Source organism: Streptomyces sp. AgN23 (genome assembly GCF_001598115.1).
Classification (GTDB): domain Bacteria; phylum Actinomycetota; class Actinomycetes; order Streptomycetales; family Streptomycetaceae; genus Streptomyces; species Streptomyces antimycoticus.
Map to the genome: position 1 here is coordinate 6,341,081 of NZ_CP007153.1, position 25,165 is coordinate 6,366,245.

At 70.2% G+C, this 25,165-nt stretch carries 26 protein-coding genes, 1 tRNA gene and 3 pseudogenes; 9 read left to right on the forward strand and 21 right to left on the reverse strand.

Annotation, left to right across the window (positions count from 1 at the left end; genetic code table 11):
- Positions 1-103 precede the first annotated feature (103 nt).
- Complete coding sequence (locus tag AS97_RS27565; protein ID WP_059148826.1) at positions 104-1,048, forward strand: NAD(P)-dependent oxidoreductase; 945 nt, start codon at positions 104-106, stop codon at positions 1,046-1,048.
- A gap of 267 nt (positions 1,049-1,315) precedes the next feature.
- Here the strand turns inward: AS97_RS27565 and AS97_RS27570 are convergent, their stop codons facing one another.
- The 7 genes from AS97_RS27570 to AS97_RS27600 form a co-directional block, all read right to left on the reverse strand.
- Positions 1,316-1,537, reverse strand: a complete 222-nt coding sequence (locus tag AS97_RS27570) for a hypothetical protein (protein ID WP_059148825.1) — start codon at positions 1,535-1,537, stop codon at positions 1,316-1,318.
- Positions 1,538-2,223: 686 nt separating this feature from the next.
- Positions 2,224-3,267, reverse strand: a complete 1,044-nt coding sequence (locus AS97_RS27575) for an acyl-CoA desaturase (RefSeq protein ID WP_059148824.1) — start codon at positions 3,265-3,267, stop codon at positions 2,224-2,226.
- Positions 3,268-4,152: 885 nt separating this feature from the next.
- Complete coding sequence (locus AS97_RS27580; protein WP_059148823.1) at positions 4,153-4,509, reverse strand: STAS domain-containing protein; 357 nt, start codon at positions 4,507-4,509, stop codon at positions 4,153-4,155.
- Positions 4,510-4,545: 36 nt separating this feature from the next.
- The gene (locus AS97_RS27585) at positions 4,546-4,854 is read right to left on the reverse strand and encodes a hypothetical protein (RefSeq protein ID WP_185929999.1); all 309 of its coding nucleotides are present in this window, start codon (positions 4,852-4,854) and stop codon (positions 4,546-4,548) included.
- Between the two features lie 10 nt (positions 4,855-4,864).
- Positions 4,865-5,569 (reverse strand): DUF5994 family protein, encoded by a 705-nt coding sequence (locus AS97_RS27590; protein WP_210565834.1) that lies wholly within the window; start codon positions 5,567-5,569, stop codon positions 4,865-4,867.
- 80 nt (positions 5,570-5,649) lie between these two features.
- Positions 5,650-6,843 (reverse strand): GAF domain-containing SpoIIE family protein phosphatase, encoded by a 1,194-nt coding sequence (locus AS97_RS27595; RefSeq protein ID WP_125759595.1) that lies wholly within the window; start codon positions 6,841-6,843, stop codon positions 5,650-5,652.
- Positions 6,844-6,986: 143 nt separating this feature from the next.
- Entirely contained in the window at positions 6,987-7,496 is a 510-nt protein-coding gene (locus AS97_RS27600) for a DUF5994 family protein (RefSeq protein ID WP_210565835.1), read from the reverse strand.
- Between the two features lie 417 nt (positions 7,497-7,913).
- On the opposite strand from AS97_RS27600, the pseudogene AS97_RS47680 reads away from it, so the two are divergent.
- The 6 genes and pseudogenes from AS97_RS47680 to AS97_RS47700 form a co-directional block, all read left to right on the forward strand.
- A pseudogene (locus AS97_RS47680) lies at positions 7,914-8,642 on the forward strand (GAF domain-containing protein); the annotation flags it as partial.
- Between the two features lie 158 nt (positions 8,643-8,800).
- A pseudogene (locus tag AS97_RS47685) lies at positions 8,801-8,872 on the forward strand (hypothetical protein); the annotation flags it as partial.
- 165 nt (positions 8,873-9,037) lie between these two features.
- Positions 9,038-9,181: a hypothetical protein gene (locus tag AS97_RS47690; RefSeq protein WP_247204509.1), complete on the forward strand. Its 144-nt coding sequence runs from the start codon at positions 9,038-9,040 to the stop codon at positions 9,179-9,181.
- Entirely contained in the window at positions 9,181-9,357 is a 177-nt protein-coding gene (locus AS97_RS47695; protein WP_247204510.1) for a hypothetical protein, read from the forward strand. The genes AS97_RS47690 and AS97_RS47695 overlap by 1 nt, the downstream gene beginning before the upstream one ends.
- Before the next feature lie 254 nt (positions 9,358-9,611).
- Complete coding sequence (locus tag AS97_RS27610; RefSeq protein ID WP_210565836.1) at positions 9,612-10,484, forward strand: slipin family protein; 873 nt, start codon at positions 9,612-9,614, stop codon at positions 10,482-10,484.
- A gap of 346 nt (positions 10,485-10,830) precedes the next feature.
- Positions 10,831-11,064 (forward strand): annotated as a pseudogene (locus AS97_RS47700) (transcriptional regulator); the annotation flags it as partial.
- A 59-nt stretch (positions 11,065-11,123) separates the two neighbouring features.
- On the opposite strand, the gene AS97_RS27615 reads toward AS97_RS47700, so the two are convergent.
- From AS97_RS27615 to AS97_RS27665, 11 genes are all read right to left on the reverse strand, one after another.
- Positions 11,124-11,465, reverse strand: a complete 342-nt coding sequence (locus AS97_RS27615; protein WP_210565837.1) for a hypothetical protein — start codon at positions 11,463-11,465, stop codon at positions 11,124-11,126.
- Between the two features lie 112 nt (positions 11,466-11,577).
- A tRNA-Arg gene (locus AS97_RS27620) sits at positions 11,578-11,650 on the reverse strand.
- Between the two features lie 190 nt (positions 11,651-11,840).
- Positions 11,841-13,631 carry an IucA/IucC family siderophore biosynthesis protein gene (locus AS97_RS27625; RefSeq protein ID WP_210565838.1) on the reverse strand — a complete coding sequence of 597 codons (1,791 nt, stop codon included), beginning with the start codon at positions 13,629-13,631 and terminating at the stop codon, positions 11,841-11,843.
- The gene (locus AS97_RS27630; protein ID WP_059148815.1) at positions 13,628-14,245 is read right to left on the reverse strand and encodes a GNAT family N-acetyltransferase; all 618 of its coding nucleotides are present in this window, start codon (positions 14,243-14,245) and stop codon (positions 13,628-13,630) included. The genes AS97_RS27625 and AS97_RS27630 overlap by 4 nt, the downstream gene beginning before the upstream one ends.
- On the reverse strand, positions 14,242-15,549 hold the full coding sequence (locus AS97_RS27635) for a lysine N(6)-hydroxylase/L-ornithine N(5)-oxygenase family protein (protein WP_210565839.1): 1,308 nt from the start codon (positions 15,547-15,549) through the stop codon (positions 14,242-14,244). The genes AS97_RS27630 and AS97_RS27635 overlap by 4 nt, the downstream gene beginning before the upstream one ends.
- A 26-nt stretch (positions 15,550-15,575) precedes the next feature.
- A complete protein-coding gene (locus AS97_RS27640; protein ID WP_282615691.1) occupies positions 15,576-17,162 on the reverse strand; it encodes an aspartate aminotransferase family protein in 1,587 nt (528 codons plus the stop codon).
- A gap of 324 nt (positions 17,163-17,486) precedes the next feature.
- Positions 17,487-18,377 carry a siderophore-interacting protein gene (locus AS97_RS27645; protein ID WP_059148813.1) on the reverse strand — a complete coding sequence of 297 codons (891 nt, stop codon included), beginning with the start codon at positions 18,375-18,377 and terminating at the stop codon, positions 17,487-17,489.
- 62 nt (positions 18,378-18,439) lie between these two features.
- Positions 18,440-19,462: an ABC transporter substrate-binding protein gene (locus AS97_RS27650; RefSeq protein WP_059148812.1), complete on the reverse strand. Its 1,023-nt coding sequence runs from the start codon at positions 19,460-19,462 to the stop codon at positions 18,440-18,442.
- Positions 19,463-19,615: 153 nt separating this feature from the next.
- Positions 19,616-20,587, reverse strand: coding sequence for a PDR/VanB family oxidoreductase (locus tag AS97_RS27655; RefSeq protein WP_059148811.1), 972 nt, complete (start codon positions 20,585-20,587; stop codon positions 19,616-19,618).
- Positions 20,584-20,781, reverse strand: a complete 198-nt coding sequence (locus tag AS97_RS27660; RefSeq protein ID WP_059148810.1) for a hypothetical protein — start codon at positions 20,779-20,781, stop codon at positions 20,584-20,586. The genes AS97_RS27655 and AS97_RS27660 overlap by 4 nt, the downstream gene beginning before the upstream one ends.
- Positions 20,778-21,848 (reverse strand): aromatic ring-hydroxylating dioxygenase subunit alpha, encoded by a 1,071-nt coding sequence (locus tag AS97_RS27665; RefSeq protein ID WP_125761315.1) that lies wholly within the window; start codon positions 21,846-21,848, stop codon positions 20,778-20,780. Before AS97_RS27665 ends, AS97_RS27660 begins: the two co-directional genes overlap by 4 nt.
- Positions 21,849-22,017: 169 nt before the next feature.
- Between AS97_RS27665 and AS97_RS27670 the strand changes: the two genes are divergently transcribed.
- Positions 22,018-22,296 (forward strand): hypothetical protein, encoded by a 279-nt coding sequence (locus AS97_RS27670; protein WP_349017604.1) that lies wholly within the window; start codon positions 22,018-22,020, stop codon positions 22,294-22,296.
- 100 nt (positions 22,297-22,396) lie between these two features.
- On the opposite strand, the gene AS97_RS27675 is transcribed toward AS97_RS27670, so the two are convergent.
- A complete protein-coding gene (locus tag AS97_RS27675) occupies positions 22,397-22,675 on the reverse strand; it encodes a DUF4190 domain-containing protein (RefSeq protein ID WP_059148808.1) in 279 nt (92 codons plus the stop codon).
- 5 nt (positions 22,676-22,680) lie between these two features.
- Positions 22,681-22,836, reverse strand: coding sequence for a hypothetical protein (locus AS97_RS27680; RefSeq protein WP_086709795.1), 156 nt, complete (start codon positions 22,834-22,836; stop codon positions 22,681-22,683).
- A gap of 150 nt (positions 22,837-22,986) precedes the next feature.
- Between AS97_RS27680 and AS97_RS27685 the strand changes: the two genes are divergently transcribed.
- Positions 22,987-23,616 carry a TetR family transcriptional regulator gene (locus AS97_RS27685; protein ID WP_059148807.1) on the forward strand — a complete coding sequence of 210 codons (630 nt, stop codon included), beginning with the start codon at positions 22,987-22,989 and terminating at the stop codon, positions 23,614-23,616.
- Here AS97_RS27685 and AS97_RS27690 read toward each other — a convergent pair.
- Positions 23,582-24,913, reverse strand: a complete 1,332-nt coding sequence (locus AS97_RS27690; protein ID WP_210565840.1) for a M6 family metalloprotease domain-containing protein — start codon at positions 24,911-24,913, stop codon at positions 23,582-23,584. The genes AS97_RS27685 and AS97_RS27690 overlap by 35 nt on opposite strands.
- Positions 24,914-25,165: the final 252 nt, after the last annotated feature.

A 25,165-nucleotide genomic window follows, 5' to 3' on the forward strand; every position in this document is an offset into this window, starting at 1 on the left:
CCGACGATCAAGACCGCTACAGAACAGCACCGCTACAGAACAGCACCGCTACAGAACAGCACCGCTACAGAACAGCACCGCTACAGAACAGAAGGGACAAGCGATGATCCTCGTCACCGGAGGTCTCGGCTTCATCGGCTCCCACACCGTGCGGGCCCTGCTCGACCTGGGTGAAGACTGCGTCGTGGCCCAGCGCCGTACCCGTGAACTCCCGGCCCTACTCGCCGGAGAGCGGGTGGCGGTGGAACAGGCGGACATCACCGACCGCGACGCCCTGCTCGCGATCGGCCGCCGCCACGACATCACCGGCATCGTGCACCTGGCGGCGTCCTATCCCTGGTCCCCGACCCCCGACACGGCGGTCGAGGCGACGCGACATTCGCTCGACGGACTGTTGAACATCGCGCAGGCGGCGCAGGAGTGGGGCGTGCGACGGCTGGGCGTCGCCAGCACGATCGGCGTCTACTTCGGGGTCCAGAACGACGGGCCGCTACGCGAGGACGCGCCGCTGCCGTTGAACGCACCCGTCTCGATCCCCACCTTCAAGAAGGTCGGTGAACTGCTCAACGGCTTCCTCGCCGACGCCACGGACATCGACATCGTCAACTACCGCATCTCGGGCACCTGGGGCCCGCTCGGCCACGCCGACCCGTTCTTCGCTGCCCCCGCCCTCATCCACGCCGCCGCCCGCGGCACCGCCCCGGACCTCTCCCACCTCGTGCGCCCGGCCTTCGCCGAGGACGGGATCGACCTCAACTACGTGCGGGACACCGGGCGCGCCCTCGCCCTCCTCCAGCTCGCGGACAAGCTGAACCACCGTACGTACAACGTCGGCTCCGGCCGTGCCACGACCAACGCCCAGCTCGCCGAAGCGATCAAAAAGGCGGCCCCCGACGCCCAGGTCGGCCTCCCCACCGGAGGCGACACACCGCCCATGGTCCTGGACATCAGCCGGCTCCAGGAAGACACCGGCTACCAGGCCGAATACGACACCGAACGAGCCGCCGGCGACTACATCGCCTGGCTGCGCGCAGGCAACAAGATCTGACCAAGACTCAGCGCTAAGCCGCCTTGGGGCGCGCTGCACACATGCCCGAAACGGGTCCCGGTGCACCCTCGAGCGGGAAGATCCCGTCTTCCCCGAAGTCCGGGGCCTGGAACGGGTTTGTCGTCGGAAGCGGCAATGCCGCTGCGGTGGAACGGCGGGGTTGCCCTTCCGGAGCGGAGAACAGCGACGTGAGATCGATGAGAGGGTCTCTCTTTCGTTGCAGGTTTCTGAAGGGGCCTGGCGTGCCGTGACCGGGCACGGCGGACCCTACAGCTTGGTCATCTTGGCGTACGGGCTCAAGATCCGCATTTGCGCCGAGCCGAAATCCACGAGTGCCGCGATTCCCTCCTCGATGCCGATCACCCGGCCGAGGCCGTAGATGTCGTGGGTGACCTGGTCACCCACGGCGAAGTGCTTGGGAGCTGGTGTGGCCGGCGCCTTGAAGGGGCTGGTGGGCAGATGACGCTTCGATGCAGCAGGTTTTGTCATTGGCCCCCCAGTATGCGCCTACGTCTATCCCGTTTGCTGCGGCTGTTCACGTTCCTCTGCGCAGCATAGACCCGGACGGCACCAACCGTTTTGGGGCGAGGTTGGGCGATCAAGGGTCTGACCTGCGGACTCTCCAGCGGATTCAGACGCCCCGGGCCATGATCGGCTCGGGGCGTTCTGGCTGGTGCCCCCGGCGGGATTCGAACCTGCGACACCCGCTTCAGGAGTGGGATCGAATCTCTGACGGGTGGTGCCTGGCTGTACCGCGTGGCGCTGTTCTGCCTGATCAGCGCCGTGCGACATGACCGGCCAGCTGGCTCAGGACGGTCCCTGCTGCACCGTCCGCTCACGCCTTCGGTGGCCGCGGGGTGTCCAGTGGCGGACCATGCTCTGGCGCCGACGGCCGATTTTCGCCTGTCTGTCTGCCAGACCTGTCGATGATGGAGGCGCCATGCCCTCGAAGGCGCCCTCCCCATCCATCAAATGCGGACAACGTCAGCCAGGCGGAACAGATCCTCATCGACACCGGGAGCGGGCGCGGAACGTCGGGCTGACGGGGCGGCGCGGGGCGCGACCGGCGCACCGGCTCGAGGGTCTCGGACGGCGGGGGCAAGGGCGGCCCGCCACTCGGGGGCGTGCCGATGGTGACCGCAGCATGGTCTCCGACGGTGGCTCCGGCAGGTGTCTCAGGTGGGAACGCGGGCCTGCCGCAGTGGTGCTCCGGCCCGGTGGAGACTGGCGAGGGCCAGCCGGTAGGAGGCGATCAACCCGGTCTCCACGTAGTCCAGACCCAGTTCCTGGCAGTGGCGCAGCACGATGGTCCGGGCCCTGCGCAGGTTGGGGCTGGGCATGCTGGGGAACAGGTGGTGCTCAATCTGGTGGTTCAGTCCGCCCAGTGCGATGTCGGTGAACCAGCCGCCGCGCACGTTGCGTGAGGTGAGCACCTGGCGACGGAGGAAGTCCGGGCGGTCCGTGTTCTTCAGGATGGGCATGCCCTTGTGGTTGGGCGCGAAGACGGAACCGAGGTAGACGCCGAACAGGCACTGGTGGACGGCGAGGAAGGCGATAGCCATGCCGGGCGGCAGCAGCCAGAGCAGTACGGTCAGGTAGAGCACGAAGTGCGCGAAGAGCAGGACGCCGTCCAGCGCGCGGTGCTTGAGCGAGCGGTTGGCCAGTGCCTTCACGCTCGACACATGCAGGTTGAAGCCTTCCAGGGTGAGGAGCGGGAAGAACAGGAACGCCTGCCGGCGGCCGATCAGCCGGGGGAGCCCCTTGGCGGCCCGCGCCTGGTCCTGGGACCAGACCAGCAGGTCGGGGTCGAGGTCGGGATCGAGTTCCTCGTGGTTGGGGTTGGCGTGGTGGCGGGTGTGCTTGTCCTGCCACCAGCCGTATCCCATCCCGATACCGGCACCGGCGATTCGTCCGGACACCTCGCTGGCCCGGCGTCGGCGGAACACCTGGCGGTGCGCTGCGTCATGGGCGAGCAGGGCGACCTGGCCGAAGACGACAGCGAGGAAGGCGGCGACCGCCAGAGTCCACCAGCTGTCGCCCAGGACCGCGACGGCTGCCCACCCACCGACGTAGAGCCCGGCCACCACGGTGGTCCGCAGCGCGTAGTAGCCGGGACGGCGCCCCATCAGCCCGGCAGCGGCGATCTTTCTCGACAGACGGGCGAAGTCACTTCCGGACGCCTCCGGGGGCGGTGGGCGGACCGCGGTGTTACTGCTCATGACGGTGGACCTCTCTCCGGACAAGGCCGATCGGCTCGGTGTCCCCCGGGAGCCGCTGGGACCGAGCCGCTGGAAGGGCCTTACGACGTCCCTGGTGCGGACGCATCACGCGACCCTGGAATCGGGGAGTCGATGGTGTCGGGAGGCCGTCTGCTTCGTCGGTCAGCGGCTGCGCAGGCCCTCTGTCTCCGTGCGGGTACCCCGCCGGGGGTGCCTCACACCGTGAGGGACGGGGCCTTGGGAGCGGTCCGGCTGAACGCTGACGAGTGCTCGACTCCAGGCCGGTCAAGCCGCGTTCTCGTTGACGAGGACGGCAACGGTGACCGGACCCGGGGCGTCCGTGGCCGCCGCGGCGGCCCGGAGCATCTCCGGGAAAGGAACAGTCCGTGCCGGGCTCGACCGCCGCGCGGGCGCTCTGGTGCTGCGCTACGGGGCCGTGCGGCTACCCGGTGTCCAGTCGGCACAGGCTCCTCGCCCAGCGCAGACGCCGCCTGGGCGGCGTCCTCGTCGACGGCGGTAACGGCACGGCGGCCCGGCTCGACGGACGTGATCGAGAAGGAGGTGCAGGCCCTGGACGGGATCGCGCGGGCCCATGCAACGGCTGACCGGCCGAAGTACCGCTCCGGCGGCGCGCGTACGGCTGCTGCTGAAGCCTTACGCCGATCCGGCGCGGACCCTGGAGCGACTGAGCCGGGAGACGCTCGCGCACGCACGCGACTCGGCCGGTCTGCACAGCCTCCCCGCGAGTCAAGCTCAACGGAGTCCGCCACACCGGGCACGACGCGCCGACTGAGACCCACGGGGCCGGGCTCCCGGACTCCCTCAGCGGCCAGGGTGACCGGTGCCCGCCTGTGCTGCCCGGCGACCAGCTGGCTGGGGAAGCTCCTATGGGCGCCACGCCCGCTGACGCCGGGCCCCTCCCGGCCTCAGCGCATAGAGCAGACGATCGTAGCCCGTGTCCGTGAGCAGTCGTTCGGTCTGCGGGGAGGGGTGGTGCAGCAGCAGGAACGCGTGATTCTCGGCGGCGTGCCGTGACACGTCGAGGAAAACGCTCAGGCCGCTGTCGTCACAGCGGTCGACGGTGGTCAGATCGACGTCGATGAGGGTGATGCCGTCCCGCAGGCACCGCTCCAGGGCGGCGCGCACATGGGGCGCGGTGGCGGAGTCGATGACACCGGCCAGGGTGACCAGGGCCCGCGTGCCCCGGTCGTGCCGGTAGAGGTTCAGCCGCGGAAGAGTCATGACGCCTCGGTTCAGGTGCTCAGGTGCTCAAGGTCCTCAGATGCCTCGGTCCACGGGCCCCGGCCGCTCCTCGCGCGGTCCGGGGCCCGCGTGCACGCCCCGGGCACGCGTCGCCGCGGACCGAGCCGACGGTGGGGGCGTGGCCGGGCGGGCCGGTCCGGCCGGGATGCGCACCCGTGGTGCGGCGTACGGCTGTGGCGCGCAGCGGCCGCGGCGGCCGGGCCGGGGGGTGCTGTACCGGTACGCGGCGATCCTGTCGGCGTGCTGGAGCCCGAGCCGGTGGATCACGTACGCCGCCACTGCGACGAGGACCAGGAAGGCGGTGGCCGTCAGGAAGGCGCTCATGGCGGCCACCTCACATACCGATGATCAGCCGGCTGGCCGGCCTCGGCGTACCGGTCTGTCCGGGAACGGCCGCGGACTCCGCCGAGGCGCCGCCCTCGTACTCCCACGCCTCCTCCGGTCCCGGTGGCCGGTCGGTGGCGGAGACACCGTGACGGGCCTCCTCCGCGGCGATCAGCGCGCTCGCGGTCAATGGCGGGCCGTCGTGGTCGGACGCGGCAGCCATCAGCCGTGCCGCCGACTCCGCCCCGGTCCTGGGCGGGATGACCAGCAGATCCCAGCGGCCGGTGCCGTAGGAGAGCAGCAGCAGCTTGTGCGGATCGATCTCCGGAGTGAACCAGCCGACCTTGACGATGTGCCCGCTCACGGGAACCTTGCGGGGGATGACCGGCCAGTGCTCCGGGTTGACGGCGATACGGGTGATGCGGCCCCACAGGGGGTCCAACACGTCCGTGAGCGCCGGCAGTTCGCTCAGCAGGTCCCGGGAGCGGGGCCACCAGGCTCCGTCCAGGAGTCCGCGGGAAGTGCCGTCGGTTTTCAACGCGAGACGTGCGGCCGGGGCTGCGACGGGCTCGGGGTGCGGCAGCGTGGGGTACAAGGTCGCCGACATGATGCGGACCCGTCTCCGGGCCACCTCCGCGGCGGCCCGGGTTTCATGTTTCGCCGGGGACGACCCGGCGTGGAAGCCGGTGTGCGAGATGCCCTCGGTACTGTTCACACTACTCCGCGTTTCCCGGCGGCGGGTTTTCCCGGCGGCGAGGAGCAGTGACCGCACTGTCGGACGGCGGGGGCGAGAGGTCACCCGCGCCACTCCACCATGAGCAGGGTCGCGTCATCGCTGGTCCGCCCGCCCCGCGCCTGCTTGAGCGTGTGGGACAGGGACCGCGTCACCGCCCGGATGCCGCGGCCGGTCCGCTCCAGCTGGTTCACGCAGTCGATCAGGTGGTCCTCCCCGAACTCCTCCCCACCGCTCTTGTGCTCCTCGACCACTCCGTCGGTGAAGCAGAGGACTCGGTCCCCGGGCACCAGCCCCAGTTCGCTGATCCGGGGCACCGAACCACCCAGGCCGACGGGAAGCGTGGTCGGGCTGGCCAGACGCTGTGCGACGCGGTGGTCGCGGACGAGGACCGGCGGCGGGTGCCCGGCGTTGACCCACTGCACCCGTCCCGTCGTCGTGTCCAGCTGCATCATCTGCGCGGTGACGAAGTGCTCGGGACCGAACTGCTCGGCCACGGCGCGGTCCATGAACTCGTAGATCTCCGACAGTCCGATGCCGGCGCGGCGGGCGTGGCGGTAGGCGCCGATGGCCACGGTGGCCATCGTGGCCGCGTCCAGTCCGTGCCCCATCGCGTCGATCACCGCCACGTGGAGGACGTCGCCGTTCAGCGCGTAGTCGAAGCTGTCGCCGGCCACGTCGTAGGCGGGTTCCAGGATCCCGGCCACGGCGACCCGGGGCATGATCATGGCCAGCGGTGGCAGCAGGGACCACTGGACCTCCGCGGCGACGCTCATCGCCTCACCCCGTCGGACACCGAAGAACAGGTCGGAGTAGCCGTGCTTGGTCACCAGAAGGTCGGCCACCAGGCCGGAAATCCTGTGCAGCAGGCGGCGGTCGTGGTCGTCGACTCTGTCCAGCGTCACCGCCATGACCCCCACCTGGTCTCCCCCGTCCAGCAGCGGCAGATGGAGCCGTACGCCGTCGGCCTCGGCCAGTTCGACGGGCTGGGCGTCGAGAAAGCAGCGGCCCGCCTCGGAGTCGTCGATCACGTGCGGTTCCCCGCCCGTGAGGCCCTCACCGGGCAGCGGTACGAGCAGCAGCTGGCCGTAGTCCTGCAACAGCACCTGCGGTCGGCGGCCACCGAGCCGCTCCACCACGTCGGCGACCAGGGGCCCGATGAGATGGGGCGGGAGTTCGTGCGCGCTGTCGAGGATCTTTCCGAGGAGAGCTTCCCCGAAGCTCTCGGAGCGGTCCGCGCGCCGTCCTGCCGTCATCCCCTCACCCGCCGTGGTCCGCTTGCCACGGGGGGCGGGCCGGGATGGCAAAGGATCTGTCGGTGCCATGGCTCCATCACGGGGTCGTGGACGCCCGATCCGCCGGTCAGTCGGAGCCGGCCGGGCCGGGCTGCTTACCTAGGTCAGGCTCCGGCTCCTCCTTCTGACTCCCATGTGTCCTGCCCGTCGAGGCCGTCCTCGGCGAGTGCCAGCAGGCGCGGAGCCGACAGTGGGTTCGCGGGGTCGGAGGCGGTGGTCAGCAGCCGGGCCGCCGTGTCGGCCGGTTCGCCCGGTGGGACCACCAGGAGCTCCCAGCGCCCCACGGTGCCGCAGTCCACGGTGATGGCGTGCGTCTCGGCGTCGTCGTCGCTCAGGGCCACCTCGATCACATGGCCGGGCGCCATCACCTCCTGCGGGGCATCGGGCCAGGCGGCGGTCCCCACGGTCACGCGGGTGACGGTGCCGATGCTCGGATCCAAGGAGCCGACCAGCGCGGGCAGCTCCAGTTCCAGGGCGTCGCAGCGCGGCCACCATGCGCCGTCCAGCGGGCCATGGCTGACGTCCGGCGTGAGGCGCAGCCGGGGCAAGGGCGTCCGGTAGGAGTGTCCGTCACCTGGCGCCGCACTTTCTGCGGGCTGTGTGATGGCGTTCATCGTGCGATCCGTTCCGGGCGGTTTCCGGCTGCCCGTGTCTGTCACTCGCCGGGAACGGCGCTGCCATGGTCGTGCGCCCGAAAGTTCTCGGTAGCTGTCAGGCTACTCCCGGCCGTGGCGGGCGGCGCATCTGCTGCTTTCCATAGAGAGGAACGGGCGATTACCCAGGCCGTAGCCCGGTTCGTGCAGCAAGCATGCGTCACCTCCGCGAGCGCCACTCCCTGCCGGAGCCGGAGCCGGAGAGCGCCCTGATGACCTGCCCTCCGCGCATCTCCTGTCCCCGCCGCAGAAGGCGCACACGTTCGGTCACAGGAAGGCCCGCGGCTCGCTGTCGCGGCCGGCCGTGGGGCGTCGGCCGAGTCGGCGCTGGGCGTACTGGGCGAGGAAGGCGGTCTCGAAGAGTTCATCACGTACGGGATGGACGAGGAGACCCTCGCCGCGATCGGGCACCGTCCGGAGGGCCGCGGAATCCTCGGGCTGTTGATCCGCGAGCCGCACTCGCTGCGGTTGGCCGATCTCAACGAGCACCCGGACGCCGCTGGTTTCCCGGCCGAGCATCCGCCGATGCGAACCTTCCTCGGCGTTCCCGTCCGGGTGCGTGAGGCGGTGTTCGGCAATCTGTACCTGACCGACAAACGCGGTGGTGCCGAGTTCGACACCGATGACGAGGCGGTGCTGGCGACGCTGGCCGCGGCGGCCGGGGTGGCGGTCGACAACGCCCGGCTGTACGAGGCGGTACAGCGCCGCGAACGCTGGCTGACGGCCAGCAGCGAACTGACCCGCAGCCTGCTGTCCGGCACCGCCCCGGCCGAGGTCCTGGACACGTTCACCGCCACCATCCGCGAGATGGCCGACGCCCATCTGGTCGCCCTCGCCGTGCCCATCCCCGGCACCGGCGACCTGGTCGTCGAAGCCACCTCCGGCCAGAACGCCGACCGCGTACGCGGGCTGGTTCTGCCGGCCACCACGCTGGCCGCGAAGGTCTATACCTCCGGCGAGACGATCACGACCGACGACTGGAACTCCGACCTTCGAACCGAACACGACACCGCCCCCATGCCCCTGGGACCGGTCTTCCTGGTCCCGCTCGGTACCCCCGAGCACGTGCGGGGCGTCCTGCAGGTCGCCGGTCTCCCCGGCCGTCCCGCCTTCACCGCCGCGACCGTCGCCATGATCGCCGGATTCGCCAACCACGCCGCACTCGCCCGGAGATCGCCGAGCACCGCCGCGCCGCCGAACAGCTCCTGCTCCTCGGCGACCGTGACCGCATCGCCCGCGACCTGCACGACCTGGCCATCCAGCGCCTGTTCGCCGGAGGAACGACCCTGCAATCGGTCCTCGCGCAGATCTCCAACCACCCGCAGGCCGCGGAGCGAATCCAACAGGTCGTGGACAACCTCGACGACACCATCAAGATCATCCGGTCGACGATCTACGCTCGAGGACAGCCCGACAGCACCGGGCACACGCGCCTGAGGTCGCGCCTGGTCGCCGAGACGGGCGAGGCCGCCGCGACCCTGGGTTTCACTCCCGCCCTGCGCATGACCGGCCTGCTGGACACCCGTGTAGCCGACGACATCGCCGACCAGTTGCTCGCCGTGCTCCGCGAAGCCCTCGCCAACGCCGCCCGGCACGCCCACGCCACCGCCGTGGAGTCACGGTCGAGGCCACCGCCACGCATCTGATGCTGCGGGTCTCAGACAACGGCCGCGGCATCGACCCGGCTCGCACGCGTCGCAGCGGACTGGCCAACCTCCGCACCCGTGCCACGGAACTCGGCGGAACCCTCACCATCGCCCCGCACCGGCCCACCGGCACCACCCTTGACTGGGCCGCCCCCCTCCCCACGGACCAGGGCTGACCCCTGCGCCCGTACGGGGGCCGGCACGGTGGGGGACCGTTCGGCCCATGCGGCGTGGTCCCCGACGAGCGATGCTGGACATACGGCCGGTCCTGATCAGGTTCTCACGGCCTCAGGTGCCGGTCCGGGTGAATTGCGCCCCTCGAGACGGGCCACGAGCACATGACGGTGTGCTCGCCCCCCTTGACGTGCTCCGCCGACCCATTCCCAGGACCTCGCGCGAACGCCCTGGTCCTCGTCCCGAGGAGCCCAGCATGCAACTCCTGATCGTTCTCATCGTCGTGGTCGGCCTCGTGGCCCTCATGGTGCTCGCCATGGCCGTGAAGGTCGTCAAGCAGTACGAGAACGGAGTGCTGTTCCGCTTCGGTCGACTCGTCGGAACACGCTCCCCCGGGCTGCGGTTCATCATCCCGTTCGTCGACGCCCTGCACCGGGTGTCGCTGCGGGTCATCACCATGCCGATCCAGTCCCAGGGCATCATCACCAAGGACAACGTCAGCGTCGACGTCTCCGCCGTGGCCTACTTCCGCGTGGTCGACGCGGTCAAGTCTGTCATCGCGATCGAGAACGTGAACTCCGCGATCGACCAGATCGCCCAGACCACCCTGCGCAAGGTCGTCGGTCAGCACACCCTGGACGAGACCCTGTCCGAGACCGACCGCATCAACCTGGACATCCGTCAGATCCTCGACATCACCACCGCCGAATGGGGCGTGGAGGTCACCCTGGTCGAGCTCAAGGACATCCAGCTGCCCGAATCCATGAAGCGCGCGATGGCCAGGCAGGCCGAGGCCGAGCGGGAGAAGCGATCCAAGATCATCAACGCCGAGGGTGAGTCCCTGGCCGCTGCCGCCCTGGGGGACGCCTCCGACACGATGATGGCCCATCCGCTCGCCCTGCAACTGCGCAACCTGCAGAGTCTGGTCGAGATCGGTGTGGACAAGAACACCACCGTCGTCTTCCCGGCACCGCTGATGAGCACCATCGGCGAACTCGGCTCCTTCCTCGCCCGCGAAGCGAACGCGGCCGGCGCAACGCCGCCGCCGTCCCCCACGCCCGCACCGCCCCTCGACCTGACCAGTTCTGCTCGCGTGCCGGCACCGAACGGGGGGACTGAAACCACGTGAGCGCTCCTGTAGGTGGCCACCCGCAGCAGCCCGGCAGGCGGACGTGCGCCTGCCGGGCTGCTGCGAGGTGATCCGGTGTCCCTCTGCGCCGCTCGCCGCACGGCTGACGGTCCGTATCACGGCGGGCCGTCGACCGGCGTGGGGTGGGGCGCGGCAGTGCTGAAGCGGGCGGCACGGCGCCGCAGGTGGCGATGGCGCGCGTAGTGCCTGGGAACCGGAGGTGGCGCGACTGCAGCCCCGTAGAAGAGTCGTTTGCCGATTTCGATGAGGGCCAGGCAGGCGAGGATCATGCCGACCAGCGTGGCGAAGAACCCTCCCGGAAGCGGTTGGAAGCCCAGGATGTGGGAGGCTTTTCCACACCTGCCAGTACACAGAGCTGGAGCGCACCCTCCCGAGCCTGGTCGCCGACCTGCGACTGGCGGCCGGCGATGCGACGGACAGGGACACGGTGTCCCGGCTCCTGGCCACGGCGTACCAGACGACGACGGGCCTGCTGCTCAAGCAGCACGACCAGGGCGACGCATGGCTCGCCGTTGGTCGGGCGATGGCCGAGGCCGAACGCTCGGGGGATCCGGTGGTTCCGGGGAGCCGTAGTCGAAGGGGGCCGGGCCATCGTCATTGCACGATGGCCCGGCCCCTTCAGTCTCCCTGGTGGGCTGCTCGCCGGGCCCGGTCCATGGCCTCGGCGGCAACATCGGCGGCCAGCCGCCTGATCTCCTGCGGAGGCTCCCGATCGTCACGGACGAACAGCCGGCCACTGGTCAGGTGCGTGGTCGTCTTCCATCCGAGGCGCCGACCTGCCTCCCGAGCGGCCTGCCGGACGTCCTTGAGCTCGCCCATCTCCGCGAGATCGTTGCCGCTCAGGATCAGCTGCCCGTAGTAGCCCTCGTACTGCGGCTTCAAGGCGGCCCGCATCAACGACTCACGTTGGTCGACCACCTTCTCGTACCGGCGCCGGGCCAGCTCGTCCTTCGCGGGCATCTCGCACAGCTCCCCACCTCTGCCCGCAGCCCGTGTGTGCCATATGTGTGCTGCGAGTGCGAAGGCCCTCCCGTCCGTCGGACGGAAGGGCCTCTGACCAGGTGTTTCTCTGTGCCCCCGGCAGGATTCGAACCTGCGACACCCGCTTTAGGAGAGCGGTGCTCTATCCCCTGAGCTACGGAGGCCCGGCGTCAGGGCGGCATGGTGGTGCCGCCGCGTCGCACCGCCACAGTGTAGCGGGTCGTGCACTTGGATCGTTTCGGGTGCTCCGCGCCGCCGAAGGCTCGGGGCCCGGGGTGCCCCAGGCCCCGAGCCCCGGCCACCAGCCCTGGCCCTGACCCCCGGCCCGAAGCCCCCGAAGGGCCACCGGCCGTCTCAGTCGCCCGCTCGCCCCGACCCCGCGATCGGGTTCCTCAGCGTGCCGATCAGCTGGAGTGCCCCGGCCGGGTCCTGGAGGTCGACCATCTCCCGGTTGTTGCGGAGCTGGAGGCGGTTGAGGCAGGAGAGGGCGAAGTCCTCGGTGAACATGTCGTACTGGGCGAATTTGTCCGCGAGGTGGGGGGCGGATCGTTGGTAGGACAGGACGGAGTCGGCGACGGTCTGCCAGAAGGTGTCCTCCTCCAGGAGGCCCTCGGTGACGAGGATGCCGTTGAGGAAGCGGAGGAAGCAGTCGAAGACGTCGGTGAAGATCGAGAGGAGTTTCTTGTCTTCGGGGACGTCCACGCGGATGCGTTCGACGGCCGGGGGGAGGACCGCGGTGGGGTCCATGACGGCGATTTCCTCGGCGATGTCCTTGAAGATCACGCGCTGGACGACGCCGTCCTCGATCACCAGGATGACGTTCTCGCCGTGCGGCATGAAGACCAGGTCGTAGGCGTAGAAGCTGTGCAGCACCGGGGTGAGGTAGGCGTCCAGGTAGCGGCGCAGCCAGGTGGCGGGGGTGAGGCCGGATTCCTCGATGAGGGCGCTGACGAAGGAGGCGCCGGCGGGGTCGGTGTGGAGGAGGGACGCCATGGTGGCCAGGCGCTGGCCGGGTTCCAGGGTCGGGACGGGGCTCTCGCGCCACAGGGCGGCGAGCATCTTGCGGTACGGGGAGCCCTTCGCGGTGGCGGCCTCGTACTGGCGGTGGTGGTAGCCGATGGCGGCTCGTTCCCGGATGATCGAGAAGCCGCAGGACCGGAAGGTGTCGTCGGCGGAGACCAGACCGGCCAGCCAGTCGTTGATGGCCGGGGTCGCCTCCATGTAGGCGGCCGAGAGGCCCCGCATGAAGCCCATGTTGAGGACCGACAGCGCGGTTTTCACATAGTGCTTGGACGGGTCGCTGGTGTTGAAGAAGGTGCGGATCGACTGCTGGGCGAGGTACTCGTCGTCGCTGGGGCCCAGGCACACCAGATGCTGCCGGGCGACCTCGGCGGCGAAGCTGACCGACAGCTTGTTCCACCACTGCCAGGGGTGCACCGGCAGCAGGTGGTAGTCGGCCGGGTCCAGGCCGAGGTCGGTGAGGGTCTGTGCGAAGCGGGCCCGGGTCCGCTCGCTCAGTTCGGAGTGGATCAGGGCGTCGTAGTCCAGGTCCGCGGCGGCGGTGAAGGTGGAGCGGTCGCGGCGGGCGGCGAGCCAGATCAGGTGGACGGGGCTCGCGGTCTCGGGGGCGTACGAGAGGTATTCGTGGATGCCGAAGCCGAGGCGGCCGTTGTTGGCGACGAAGCAGGGATGGCCCTCGGTCATCCCCGTCTCTATCTCCTGGAAGCCGGATGTGGCCAGCTGGGCGGCGCCCACCGGCTCGCCGGCCAGTTTGAAGGCCGTACCGGAGAGGGTGGAGCTGATCTCCTCGAGGTAGACGGGGAGGACGTCATCGCTCAGGCCCAGCCGCTCGCTCAGCTCGATGAAGAAGTCCAGGGCGTCCAGCGGGAGTTCGGTGCCGGCCCGGTCGTGGCGGGTGATGCTGTCCGCCTCGACCAGCCAGTGGTCCAGGGAGAGCACCCGGGCGGCGAAGCGGTAGGTCACCGCCCCGTCGTCGCTGATCACCGCGTAGCGGCCGTCGGGGCCGAGCTCGGGGGCGAGCAGGCGCTCGTGGGTGAACTCGGCGAGGGCCTTGCGGATGAGGAGGCGGCCCGCCCGGTCCCACAGATCGGGGGTGAGGTGGGCGACGGCGTCGCGGGGGCTCATCGGGTCACTCCTTCGACGGCGCGGGCGGCGCGGGCAGCGCGGGCGGCGCGGGCGGTGCGGGTGGCCTCGAACCGATCGCGGGTGCAGACGCCGAGGTAGGCGTCCTTCTCGGGTGTGGCGATCTGCTCGACGATCTCGAAGCCGACGGCCGCGTTGAGCGCGTGCACCGCCGCGTTGCGCACATCGGGCTCGACGACGACGCGCCGGACGTGCGGGTCGGCGAAGCAGAACTCCATGACGACGGTGATCACGGCCAGGGTGAAGCCGTGCACCGGGGTGTCGGTCGGTGCGCAGAGGAAGTGCATGCCGACGTCGCCGGGCCGGGCGGGGTAGAGCCCCTCGAGTTCCACCCGCGACGGGTCGTAGCGCTCGGCCAGGAACGCCGGGCGTCCCTCGTGCAGGCCGATGAACGCGTCATGGTGCGGATGCTCGTGGATCCGGCGGTACTCGGCGGCGACCTCCGCCTCGTCCGCGCCCTGCATCATCCAGTAGGACGCCTTGGGGTGGGTCACCCAGCCGTGCAGCAGCCCGGCGTCGGCCGCCGGGTCCAGGGTGCGCAGGGTGAAGGTGCCCAGGCGGGCGTCCGTGTGCTCGAAAACCGGCGACGGTGTCATGCGAGGGCTCCTTCCGGTGCGCCGAACTCCTGGAAGGCGATGGACTTCTCCACCGGGTAGTGCTCCCGCCCCAGCAGCTCACGGATGATCCATGAGTTGCGGTACGGGCCCATGCCCAGGTCCGGGGAGGTCAGGCTGTGGGCGTGGGTGGCGCCGTTCTGGAGGAAGATGCCACGCCCGGTGGTGTCGATGCTGTAGTTGCGGGCGACGTCGAAGCGGCCGTGGCCGTCCCAGCGGATGCGGTCGCGTACCGGGTCCAGGAAGGCGGGTACCTGGTAGCGGTAGCCGGTGGCCAGGACGAGCCCGTGGGTGGTGAGCGAGAAGTCCCGCTCCTGCTCCGCATGGCGCAGCCCCAGGGTGTACGTGCCGGACAGTTCGTCGTACTCCGCGTCGGTGAGCGCGGTGTTGGTCAGCAGCCGCGTGGGCACCGGGCCGCTCACGCTCTTCTGGTACAGGAGGTCGTAGATGCCGTTGATGAGGTCGGCGTCGATCCCCTTGAACAGGCCCTTCTGGTCACCCTCCAGCCGGTAGCGGGTGTCCTCGGGGAGCGCGTGGAAGTAGTCCACGTACTCGGGCGAGGTCATCTCCAGGGTGAGTTTGGTGTACTCCAGCGGGTAGAAGCGCGGGGAGCGGGTCACCCAGTTCAGCCGGTAGCCGTGGGTGTCGATGCCGGCGAGCAGATCCTGGTAGATCTCGGCCGCGCTCTGGCCGCTGCCGACGATGGTGATGGACTCCTTGGACTGCAGCGCCTCCTTGTTCCCCAGGTAGTCCGTGTTGTGCACCAGATCGCCGTCCAGGCCGCGGCACACCTCGGGGAGGAACGGCGGGGTGCCGGTGCCCAGCACCAGATGGCGGGCCCGGTGGGTGGTGGTCTCGCCGGTGGCGGGACGCAGGGCGCGCACCGTGTAGAGGCCGTCGGCCTCGTCGTACTCGACGCTCGTCACCTCGTGGCCGAAGCGGACGGACGAGAGCTTCGCGGCGGCCCAGCGGCAGTAGTCGTTGTACTCGGCGCGCAGCGGATAGAAGATCTCGCGGATGTAGAAGGAGTACAGCCGCCCGGATTCCTTGAGGTAGTTGAGGAAGGAGTACGGGGAGGTGGGGTCGGCCAGCGTCACCAGGTCGGCCATGAACGGGGTCTGCAGGGTGACGCCGTCCAGCAGCATGCCCGGATGCCAGTCGAACTCGGGCTTGCTCTCCAGGAACAGCCCGTCGAGTGCCTCGATCGGCTCGGTCAGGCAGGCAAGGCCCAGGTTGTAGGGGCCGAGCCCGACCGCGATGACGTCATGGGTGTGCGGGGTGGGCACGAGGGTCTCCGACGGGGTGAAGGGGCTCAACTGGCGCGCGAGTGGCGGTGGCCGCTGAGTTCGGGCTCGATGCGCAGGGCCAGATACTGACCGGCGTGCTCGGCGAGGAGGTCGAGCACAAACGCGATGTCGCTCAGCGAGGTCTCCGGGTTGAGCAGGGTGAACTTGAGGTAGTGACGGCCGTCGACGACGGTTCCGGCGACGACCGCCGCACCGGAGGCGGCCAGCGCCTCGCGGGCATGCAGATTGGCCCGGTCGACGAGGTCCGGGTCGCCCGGCCCGTCGGTCGGCGGTACGTAGCGGAAGACGAGCGTGGACAGCTGGGGCTGGGTGACGACCTCGTAGCGCGGATCGGAGTCCAGCAGGGCCCATGCCTCGGCGGCCCGGTCCACCACCTCGTCGAAGAGGGCACCCACGGCGTCCGCGCCCATGATCCGCAGCGTCAGCCACAGCTTGAGCGCGTCGAAGCGGCGGGTGGTCTGGATGGACTTGTCCACCTGGTTGGGGATGAGGTTCCGGGCGCTGCGCTCGGGGTTGAGATAGTCGGCGTGGTACGTGGCGTGGCCGAGCGTGGCGCGGTCGCGGACCAGGACGGCGCTGGAGCTGACCGGCTGGAAGAAGGACTTGTGGTAGTCCACCGTCACCGAGTCGGCGCGCTCGATGCCGTCGAGCAGCCCGCGGCGGGTGGGGGAGGCCAGCAGTCCGCAGCCGTACGCGGCGTCCACATGCATCCAGGTGCCGTGCCGGTCGCACAGCTCGGCGATCTCGAGCAGCGGGTCGATGGAGCCGAAGTCGGTGGTGCCCGCGGTGGCCACGACGGCCATGACGATCAGCCCCTCGCGGCGGCAGCGGTTCAGCTCATGGGCGAGGGCGACGGTCCGCATCCGGCGGTCCTGGTCGCAGGGGACCGGGACGACGGCCTCGTAGCCGAGCCCCAGGATGGCGGCGGCCTTCTGGATGGAGAAGTGGCCGGCCTGGGAGGTGAGGATGCGCAGCCGCGGCAGGATGGCGGATTTGGCGATCGTCTCGCCGGACGCGGCGGCCTCCTTCTCCACCAGCGTGCACGCCTCTTCGCGGGCGAGCAGCATCGCCTGCAGATTGGACTGGGTGCCGCCGCTGGTGAAGAGGCCGTCCGCGGCCTCGCCGAGGCCGATGCGCTCGGTGGTCCAGTCGATCAGCCGGCGCTCGATGAGGGTGCCGCCCGCGCTCTGGTCCCAGGTGTCGAGGGAGGAGTTGATGGCGGAGAGGACGGCCTCGCCCAGCAGTGCGGGGATCACCACGGGGCAGTTGAGGTGGGCGAGATAGCGCGGGTGGTGGAAGTAGACGGCGTCCTTGAGGTAGACGCTCTCCAGCTCCTCGAGCGCGGCGTCCGGATCGCCGAGCGGCCGCTCCAGGTCGATTCCGGAGATCTCGGGGGCGAGTTCGGCGGGGGTGACGCCGGTGAAGGGGCGCTCGGTGCGGGCGACGGTGGAGGCCACCAGGCCGACGGCGTCGGTCACGGACCGCCGATAGCGTTCCGCCGTACGGCCGTTGAACAGGTGGGCCCTGCCATCCGCCGCCCCGGGTATCGGCTCCGGCGACGGGTCCTCAGCGGTCTGCGCGAGGGAACTCACGGTCTGTCCCTTCTGGAAATGAGCATGGGGGCGTGCGGAGGGTGCGGGCATGCGGCTGGTGGTGGGGGGAGGGGAGCGGTGGCCCACGGCCTGACGGCCTGATGGGCGTGCGGGGGCGCTGGACGCGGCGAAGGGCGCGGCGAAGGGCGCGTGGGGGCGCGCCGAGCGGTTGGCCGCCCGTCGTCCAGGTGTCGGTCTCGCGGTCCCGTAGCGGGATTCGGTTATGGGGACTCGGTTATGAGGATTCAGCTGTGGGGATCGCGGATTCGAGGTTCCAGATTCCGGATTCGGTGGTGCGGAGCCGGCCCGGTACGCAGATGGGGATCAGTCGTCGGCCGCGGGGCCGGTGCCTGACACGGCTTCCTCGACGAGCTGTTCCTCACAGGTGCCCAGGCGCCAGTAGCCGGTGAAGGTCACGGCCTTGCGGTCGAAGCCGCGTTCGCGCACCAGATGGCGGCGCAGCTCCTTGACGGTCCCGGCCTCGCCCGCGATCCAGGCGTACGGCGTGCCGGAGGGCAGTCCGGTGGTCCCCACGGCGTTCAGCAGCGGCGCGGAGCGCGGGGTGCCGGGGGCCACGGCATCCCGGACCAGCCAGGTGATCTCGGCTTTCGCCGCGGTGCGCAGCTCCTGCGTGTCCTCGGCGTGCTGGACCTCGAGCCACACCTTGGCGGGCAGGCCGGCGGGCAGCCATTCGAGGATGCCCGCGATGGCGGGCAGCGCGGTCTCGTCGCCGGTGATCAGCACCCAGTCGGTGCCGGACGGCGGCCGGAAGTCGACACCGCCGTTGTCCGCCACGACCGGGCCCAGCAGGGTCACGCGGTCGCCGGCCTCGGCGCGTGCGGCCCAGCGGGCGGCCGGGCCGCTGTCGTCGTGCAGCGCGAAGTCCACGTCGATCTCGTCCGGGTCGTGGCGCTGACGGCGCACCGTGTACGAGCGCATGATGCCGCGTTCGGCCGGGTCCATCGCCCGCCAGGTGGCGAACCAGCCTTCCCCCGCCTCTACCGGGACCACCGGGGCACTCTGGCCGGGGTGCGGCAGGAACAGTTTGAAGCGCTGGTCGCGGCCTCCGCTGGTGAAGTCCTTCAGACAGGCGCCGCCGAAGGTGATCCGTGCCATGGACGGTCCGAGCGGGCGGGTCCGTACGACCCGCGCGTCGAAGAAGCGGAACGGAACGGCGGCGGGGGCGGGGGCGGTCGTGGTGGCTGCGGTGGTCATGGCAGGGGGTCTTCCCTTCGCTTGCCGTGGGGAGGGCCGGGCCGGCCGGTCACGCTGACCGTTCAGCTGAGCTTCTTCGCGTCCTGGATGGCCTTGGTGAGGGATTCGACGAGCGGGGCGGCGCCGGCGTAGGAGAAGCGCGGCTCGCTGCTCCAGGGGGTGATCTGACCGGCCTTGACCGCGGCGAGCTTGGACCAGGTCGGCTTGGAGGTCAGGGCCCCGGGCTGGAGGGTCGCGGTGCGGTTGTCGAGGAAGAGCACATCGGCGTCGTACTTGTCGGCGTTCTCCCAGCTGAGGCTCTCGAAGTAGCCGCCCTTGTCGGGCTTTTCGGGGACGACGAAGTCGACGCCGAGCTCGCTGAAGTAGATCAGGTCGGCGCTGACCTTCGGGTTGGAGACGTAGAAGAGATCGGCGCTGGCGGAGCAGGCCATGACCTTGAGCTTGTGCGATTTGATGGTTTTGCGCAGGGTCTCGGTGGCCTTCTCGAACCGCGCCTTGGCGTCGGTGACCTTCTTGGCCTTCGGGTCGGCGCCGAGCGCCTCGGCCAGTGCGGCATAGCGCTTGATGGGCTCGAGCATGGAGACCCGGCCGGTGTTGATGGCGGCGCTGGGGGCCAGCTGGAGGATCTTCTTCTTGCTGTCGTCCGGGATGTAGAAGAGCGCGCCCGGGTTGTACATGTTGGTGATCAGCAGATCGGGGCTGAGCGAGGCGTACTTCTCGACGTTGAACTGGCCCCAGGTGTTGCCCAGGGACGTGGCCCGGTCGACGGGGAAGTCGCCCGCCTGGACGTCCGGCTTGCCGTTCTTCAGCGTGGTCGGGCCGAAGACGCCGGTGATCTGCTTCTCGATGCCGAAGTCGTAGAGCGCGGCCGCCGCGGCGATGTAGGCGACGATGTGCTGGGGTCGGCCGTCGAGGCTGATCTTCTTCTTGCGGTCATCGGTGAACGACCAGGAGCCGCCGCCATCGCCGCCGGAGCCCGAACCGCCGTTGTCGCCGCAGGCGGTGACCAGGGCTCCGAGTCCGAGGGCGCCGCCCGCGGTGAGCAGACCGCGGCGGGAGAGGGGGAGTGCTCTGGCCTGGCGCATGAAGGTGTGCTCTCTCTCGATGCGTACGGGGGCGTGGTCACGGGACGGCGACCCGAGGACGTAGTTAGGTTAGCCTAACCAACCTGTTTGTCCAGTGGGCGGGGTCGTTCCGAACCTCACATCGAGGGGCTCACACGGCGATTCAGGGCGGATTCACAGGTCCAGCACCAAGCGGGGGCCACGGCAGCGTGAGACACAGATCATCATGGTCTCGCCCGAGGCTCGCTCCTCGTCGGTGAGTACAGAGTCGTGGTGGTCCACCTCTCCTTCGACGACATCCGTCTCGCACGTCCCACACGTGCCCTCCTCGCAGGAGTACAAAACCGGTACCCCCGCCTCCTCGACCGTGCGCAGCACGCTGCGCTCCGGCTCCACGGTGAGGGTCAGCCCGGAGCGGGTGAGCACCAACTCGAAGGCCCGGCCGCCCGATCCGGCGCCCGCGTCGTCCGCACGGGGCTGGAAGCGCTCGGTGTGCAGGGACCCCTCCGGCCAGTCGCGGCACGCCTCCTCGGCGGCCTGGAGCAGCGGTTCGGGACCGCAGCAGTAGACGAGGGTGCCGGGGTCGGCCGGGGTGCCGAGATACGGCGCGAGGTCGAGCAGCCCCTCCTCGTCCTGCGGCACCAGGCGCACCTTGTCGCCGTAACGGGCGGCGAGTTGGTCCGCGAACGCCATCGAGGCACGGGTGCGCCCGCCGTACAGCAGCCGCCAGTCGGCGCCCGCGGCCTCGGCGGCGGCCGTCATGGGGAGGAGCGGCGTGATGCCGATGCCGCCCGCGATGAACAGATAGCGGTCCGCCGGGCGCAGCGCGAAGTGGTTGCGCGGCCCGCGCACCCGCACCGCGCTCCCCTCGGTGAGGGTGTCGTGCACGCGGGCGGAGCCGCCGCGCCCGGCGGGCGCGCGGAGCACCGCGATCCGCCAGGAGGCGCGGTCGGCGGGGTCGCCGCACAGCGAGTACTGCCGGGTCGGGCCCGGGTCGAGGACGAGATCGAGATGGGCGCCGGGCTCCCAGGCGGGGAGTTCACGGCCCGCCGGATGGCGCAGGGTGAGCGCCACCACGTCCGAGGCCGCCTCCTCCCGGCGGGCCACCAGCAGGGTGTCCTCGTACTCGCCGCCGGGGTTCGTCACGTCATCTCCTTACGGTGGTCGGCGGGATGGTGCCCGGTGGGGTGGTGCCCGGTGGGGTGGGCGAGCATCCACTGCCACAGCTCGACCGGGTCCTCGGCGGCGTGTTCGGCCCCGCAGTGGCAGACCCCGTGCAGCACATCGGTGCCGGGCAGCCAGTCGATCCGGTACACCTCGGCCGTGGGCGCGCCGCTCACGGGGTCGCCGCCATGGCCGAGGTCCGCTCTCCTTCGGCGGCGAGGCGGGCGAGGATGCGGCGCGCGGCCAGACCCCCGGTGTCGATGTTGATGCTGAGCTCCTGATAGCCCTCGCGCTCGGTGTCCAGGGCCTTCTGGAGCAGGTTCAGCGCGGCCACGTCCTGCAGCACCACGGTCCGGTTGAGGTCGTGGAGGAAGGCGGTCACCTCCTCGTCGTCCTGCGCGAAGTCCCGTGAGACGGCCCAGAAGTCGTACACATGGTGGTCGGTGGACGGGGTGATGGCGTAGGTGATCTCCACATGGAAGGCGTCCGGATCGGAGCCGTCCGGCCCCGGCAGCACCCCGACCGGGGCGATCCGGCTGTGCAGGAGATAGAGACAGGGCGCGTGGTATTCGATGTCCTGCCAGCGGGTGATGCGGCCGTCGATCCCGGTGGAACGGGCGTAGAACGGCGGGCACTCGGCGTCGTCCATATGCCGGCTGACCCGTACGACGCCCGCGCCCTCGTCGACCTCCGTGGTGATCGGGGTCTCGGCGACCTCCGGGGTGCCGATATAGCCGCTGTGCAGATACGTCTCGTGGGACAGGTCCAGCAGATTGTCCACCAGCAGGCCGTAGCCGGCGTCGATCGGCTCCATGCCGCCCACGGTCGTCCAGCGCGGATCGGCCAGCCAGGGCGCACGCGGCACCGAGCGGGGATCGGCGAGCGCCGGGTCCCCGATCCACACCCACACCAGCGAGTCCTGCTCGACGACGGGATAGGAGCGGACCCGGGCGGTGCGCGGGACGCGCTTCTGGCCCGGTACGAACACACAGGCGCCGCCGGTGTCGTAGGTGAAGCCGTGGTAGCCGCAGACGACCGTGTCGCCGTCGAGACGGCCGGCGGTGAGCGGATAGCGGCGGTGGACGCAGCGGTCGGCGAGCGCGATGACCGTGTCGTCGGACTCGGTGCGGTAGAAGGCGATGGGCTCGTTCAGGATGGTGCGCCCCAGCAGCTCACGGCCGATCTCGCGGCCGTAGGCGGCGACGTACCACTGGTTCCTGGCGAATGCGGTGATGTGCGGCATGGCAGTTCCCGTCCCTGTCGGCGGGGCTCCGTCGCCCCGCGTGCCCTGGTTGGAATCAGGGTCGTGAGGCTTGCATCGGCTCGGCAAGAGGGCTTCTGCCAGGCGGAAGGACTTCTGTAAAGAGCCTGGTCAGAGCCTTGTTCTGGCAACCCCTAGTCGCCAGAGTGGAGTGCCGCGTGGTGCGGCCGTCCGGTTCGCGCTCGGGGGAGCCGGAGGCGGCGACGGCGAGTGCGACTACTCACACGGCTGGGACTGGCTGGCGCGACTGGCCGCCCAGGACCTGCCGTTCGCCCGCGGCAGCTACACCCCCAGGGATGCCGTCACCAGTGGACAGAAGGCGATCGGTGTCGGCGGCTCCGGCGCGCCCCTGGCCTCAGGGCCCGTCAAGTGGGTGCCCCCTGACGGGGCAACGCCGTTCATGTCCTGGGGCAGCGGGCCGCGATCCTGAAGCATGCGTGCCGGCGTGGTGACGCCCGTCATGTACGGGCAACGGCCCTCCACTGAGTGGAAGGGCCGCGCGAGATGCTACCGGTGAACTGCGGGGCGGATCAGCTCCCGAACTGCCAGAAGACGGACTGGTTCAGCGTCAGCAGGACGATGAGCACGACCACATCGGCGATGCCGAGTGCGAGTCCGAGCAGCGCCCGGCCCCTGCGGCGGGTCTCCCGGGCGAGGGCGAGCGTCCCCAGGACGATCGCGCAGGGCCCGAAGACCGCGTTGAAGAGCAGCAGGCCGATCAGGCCGAGCACGAAGGAGGCGACGGCCATGCCGTCGGCGTCCCTGCGCGCCCGGACCGGTGAGGTGCGGGACGGTGCGGTGAGTGCCATGGGTCTCAGCTCCCCTTGTGGCCGGTGCGTTCGCGGATGAAGAAGATCAGCAGCCAGGCGCTGATGGCGCCCGCGGCGGCGAGGAACAGGGGGAGCGGAGTGTGCGCCGCCGCCCCCAGAAGAACTCCCATCAGGGCGAGTGCCGCGACGATGAAGAGCATGTGAGCCTCTCTCGAAGTGACGATCCGGATGCGGTTGGCGTGCGGATGGTAATTGTTCGGTGAACAGTTGGAATCACGACTGTTCACTGAGTTCTAGAGTACCCCTCCCGCCCCTGGAAAAATTCAGCGAACAGCTGTTTACTGAATGATATGAGTCACACGTCCGGGGTCCGGCAGGCCCAGAAGGAGAAGACCCGGCGCGCCCTGATGGACGCGGCGTTGGGGTTGCTGGAGGACCAGAGCCTGAGCAGTCTGGGGCTGCGCGAGGTCACGCGGGCGGTGGGGGTGGCGCCGGCCGCCTTCTACCGGCACTTCCGGGATCTGAGCGATCTCGGGGTCGCGCTGGTCGAGGAGTCCCTGGGCAGTCTGCACCATATGATCGGCGCGATACTCGCAGGTCAGGACGGTGATGAGGAGCGGATCGACGCCACTGTCGAGGCGGTTGCCGAGCATGTCCGCCGCTATCCCGCGCATATCCGCTTCATCGCACGTGAGCGGCATGGCGGGGTACGTGCGGTGCGCGAGGCCATCGCCGCCGAGCTGGACCGATTCGCCGATGAGGTGGCCGCCGACTTCTCCCCGCGGCTGACGCCGGACGGCTGGCCGCCGGAAGATGTCCGGATGCTTGCGGAGCTGTATGTGGACCACATGGTGATGACGGCGACGGCGTTCCTGGAGGCGCAGCCGGATCAGCCGCGGCTGGAGCGGCGGGTCGCCGACACCGCGCGCAAGCAGCTGATGCTGATCAGCCTCGGGCGCCGCCACTGGCGCGACGGGTGATCTCCACGCCGAAGTCGCCGGCCGCGTCCCGGCCGGTGACGCGGACGCGTATCCGCAGGCCGTTGGTCTCCGTGCGGAAGGTCTCGCCGGGCGCGTAGGCCGCGTCGCTGAGCCCGGGGTGGACATTGCGCTCCCGGGTGCAGCCGCGGCCGTGGGGGGTGGAGTCCATGATGGTGACGGGGCCGCCGCCGGAGTCGACACCGGTGTCCACCCGGGAGATCAGCACACCGGGCTTGCATATGGCCTCGTCGTTGCCGCCGCTCGCGCGGGCCTCGATCGCATAGCCGGTGGACGGCGAAACGGGGACGAAGACCAGCTTGGTGCCCTCCGGCCGGTTCAGCGGGGACAGGGTGTGCGCGAAGACCCCGGAGCGGGCGGCGCAGGCGATCTGCCGCGGGCCGAGCCAGCCCAGCTTCCACTTGTGCCAGGCCAGCAGGTCGTTGCCGGCGCCCCAGTCCTCGGACATCACATCCCAGTGGCCGGCCTTGTCGCCGCCGCCCCGGGTGTAGAGGTCGGGCAGCCCGAAGACATGGCCGTTCTCATGGGGCAGGACGCGGAAGCCGGTGCGGCGCAGCGAGCCGGAGCCGTCGTCCTGGCGGCTGTAGACGAAGGAGACATTGGCCAGCGGCACGCCGTCGGCGGTCGGGGCCTGCTGGTTGTCGGCGTAGGTGACGGACAGCACGGCATGCGCGGCAGGCGGCCCGGCGTTCGGCGTGACCAGGACGTTCACCAGGTCGTAGCGGCGGAAGTCGACCTTGGGGTCGGCGGCCTCGGCGATGTCGGCCACCAGTCTGCGATAGCCCGGGTCGAAGGGGCTGCCGCGCTTGATGCCGTAGGCGCGGAACGAGCGCGGCATCCGCAGCCAGTGGGTGATCGGCATCTCGGGGCGGTAGTCCAGCCGTCCGTACGAGCTCTGCGCGAACCACCGGGTGGTCTGGGGGAAGAACTCCTCGAAACGCTGGCGGGCGGTGCCCTGGCCGCGCACATCCGGGAAGTCGATCATGAGGTTGAGGGCGTGGACCGTGCCGGTGCTGCGGCTGTAGCCGCGGCCGGTGGGTATGCCCTCGGACATCTGCAGCCCCGGTCCTGAGGCGAGGGCGCAGGGCGCGAGCGAGCCGAAGGCCGGTCGCCCGGAGGGTGCCGGGGCCAGCTCGGGGGGTGCGGGGGACGCGGGGCGCGGAGTCGCCGCCGGGGCGACCACTGCCACCGTGAGCACGGCGGCAGTGGCGAATGCGCTGCCTCTGCGGGGCCGGCGTATTCGTATGCGGTGGCGGGTGGTCCCATGCGCCTGTCTCATTGCCGACCACGGTGGGACGGCTCGGGACGGGGCGCCCGTGGGGTGCCGCCGAACGAGGGAATGACCTGCTCCGTTTGGGTGGCGAGGGGTGCCGAGCAGGTGTGAGGCAGGTCACCTGCGGACGCGGAAATTCCGGGGAGTGATTCCCCGTTTAACCGGGTGACCGCATAAACGGGGACTGACTCCCCGGAAATGTTGAAGCTCAAACGTCTGGGCCGGGGCCTGGTGTCGCCACCAAGCCGCCGGAGAACC

What these genes read in the sequence shown, in the direction of transcription:
- AS97_RS27565 (WP_059148826.1), top strand. Translation starts at nt 104, where the DNA reads ATGATCCTCGTCACCGGAGGTCTCGGCTTCATCGGCTCCCACACCGTG.
- AS97_RS27570 (WP_059148825.1), bottom strand. Translation starts at nt 1,537, where the DNA reads ATGACAAAACCTGCTGCATCGAAGCGTCATCTGCCCACCAGCCCCTTC.
- AS97_RS27575 (WP_059148824.1), bottom strand. Translation starts at nt 3,267, where the DNA reads ATGAGCAGTAACACCGCGGTCCGCCCACCGCCCCCGGAGGCGTCCGGA.
- AS97_RS27580 (WP_059148823.1), bottom strand. Translation starts at nt 4,509, where the DNA reads ATGACTCTTCCGCGGCTGAACCTCTACCGGCACGACCGGGGCACGCGG.
- AS97_RS27585 (WP_185929999.1), bottom strand. Translation starts at nt 4,854, where the DNA reads ATGAGCGCCTTCCTGACGGCCACCGCCTTCCTGGTCCTCGTCGCAGTG.
- AS97_RS27595 (WP_125759595.1), bottom strand. Translation starts at nt 6,843, where the DNA reads ATGACGGCAGGACGGCGCGCGGACCGCTCCGAGAGCTTCGGGGAAGCT.
- AS97_RS27600 (WP_210565835.1), bottom strand. Translation starts at nt 7,496, where the DNA reads ATGAACGCCATCACACAGCCCGCAGAAAGTGCGGCGCCAGGTGACGGA.
- AS97_RS47690 (WP_247204509.1), top strand. Translation starts at nt 9,038, where the DNA reads ATGACCGGCCTGCTGGACACCCGTGTAGCCGACGACATCGCCGACCAG.
- AS97_RS47695 (WP_247204510.1), top strand. Translation starts at nt 9,181, where the DNA reads ATGCTGCGGGTCTCAGACAACGGCCGCGGCATCGACCCGGCTCGCACG.
- AS97_RS27610 (WP_210565836.1), top strand. Translation starts at nt 9,612, where the DNA reads ATGCAACTCCTGATCGTTCTCATCGTCGTGGTCGGCCTCGTGGCCCTC.
- AS97_RS27615 (WP_210565837.1), bottom strand. Translation starts at nt 11,465, where the DNA reads ATGCCCGCGAAGGACGAGCTGGCCCGGCGCCGGTACGAGAAGGTGGTC.
- AS97_RS27625 (WP_210565838.1), bottom strand. Translation starts at nt 13,631, where the DNA reads ATGAGCCCCCGCGACGCCGTCGCCCACCTCACCCCCGATCTGTGGGAC.
- AS97_RS27630 (WP_059148815.1), bottom strand. Translation starts at nt 14,245, where the DNA reads ATGACACCGTCGCCGGTTTTCGAGCACACGGACGCCCGCCTGGGCACC.
- AS97_RS27645 (WP_059148813.1), bottom strand. Translation starts at nt 18,377, where the DNA reads ATGACCACCGCAGCCACCACGACCGCCCCCGCCCCCGCCGCCGTTCCG.
- AS97_RS27650 (WP_059148812.1), bottom strand. Translation starts at nt 19,462, where the DNA reads ATGCGCCAGGCCAGAGCACTCCCCCTCTCCCGCCGCGGTCTGCTCACC.
- AS97_RS27665 (WP_125761315.1), bottom strand. Translation starts at nt 21,848, where the DNA reads ATGCCGCACATCACCGCATTCGCCAGGAACCAGTGGTACGTCGCCGCC.
- AS97_RS27675 (WP_059148808.1), bottom strand. Translation starts at nt 22,675, where the DNA reads ATGGCACTCACCGCACCGTCCCGCACCTCACCGGTCCGGGCGCGCAGG.
- AS97_RS27680 (WP_086709795.1), bottom strand. Translation starts at nt 22,836, where the DNA reads ATGCTCTTCATCGTCGCGGCACTCGCCCTGATGGGAGTTCTTCTGGGG.
- AS97_RS27685 (WP_059148807.1), top strand. Translation starts at nt 22,987, where the DNA reads ATGAGTCACACGTCCGGGGTCCGGCAGGCCCAGAAGGAGAAGACCCGG.
- AS97_RS27690 (WP_210565840.1), bottom strand. Translation starts at nt 24,913, where the DNA reads ATGAGACAGGCGCATGGGACCACCCGCCACCGCATACGAATACGCCGG.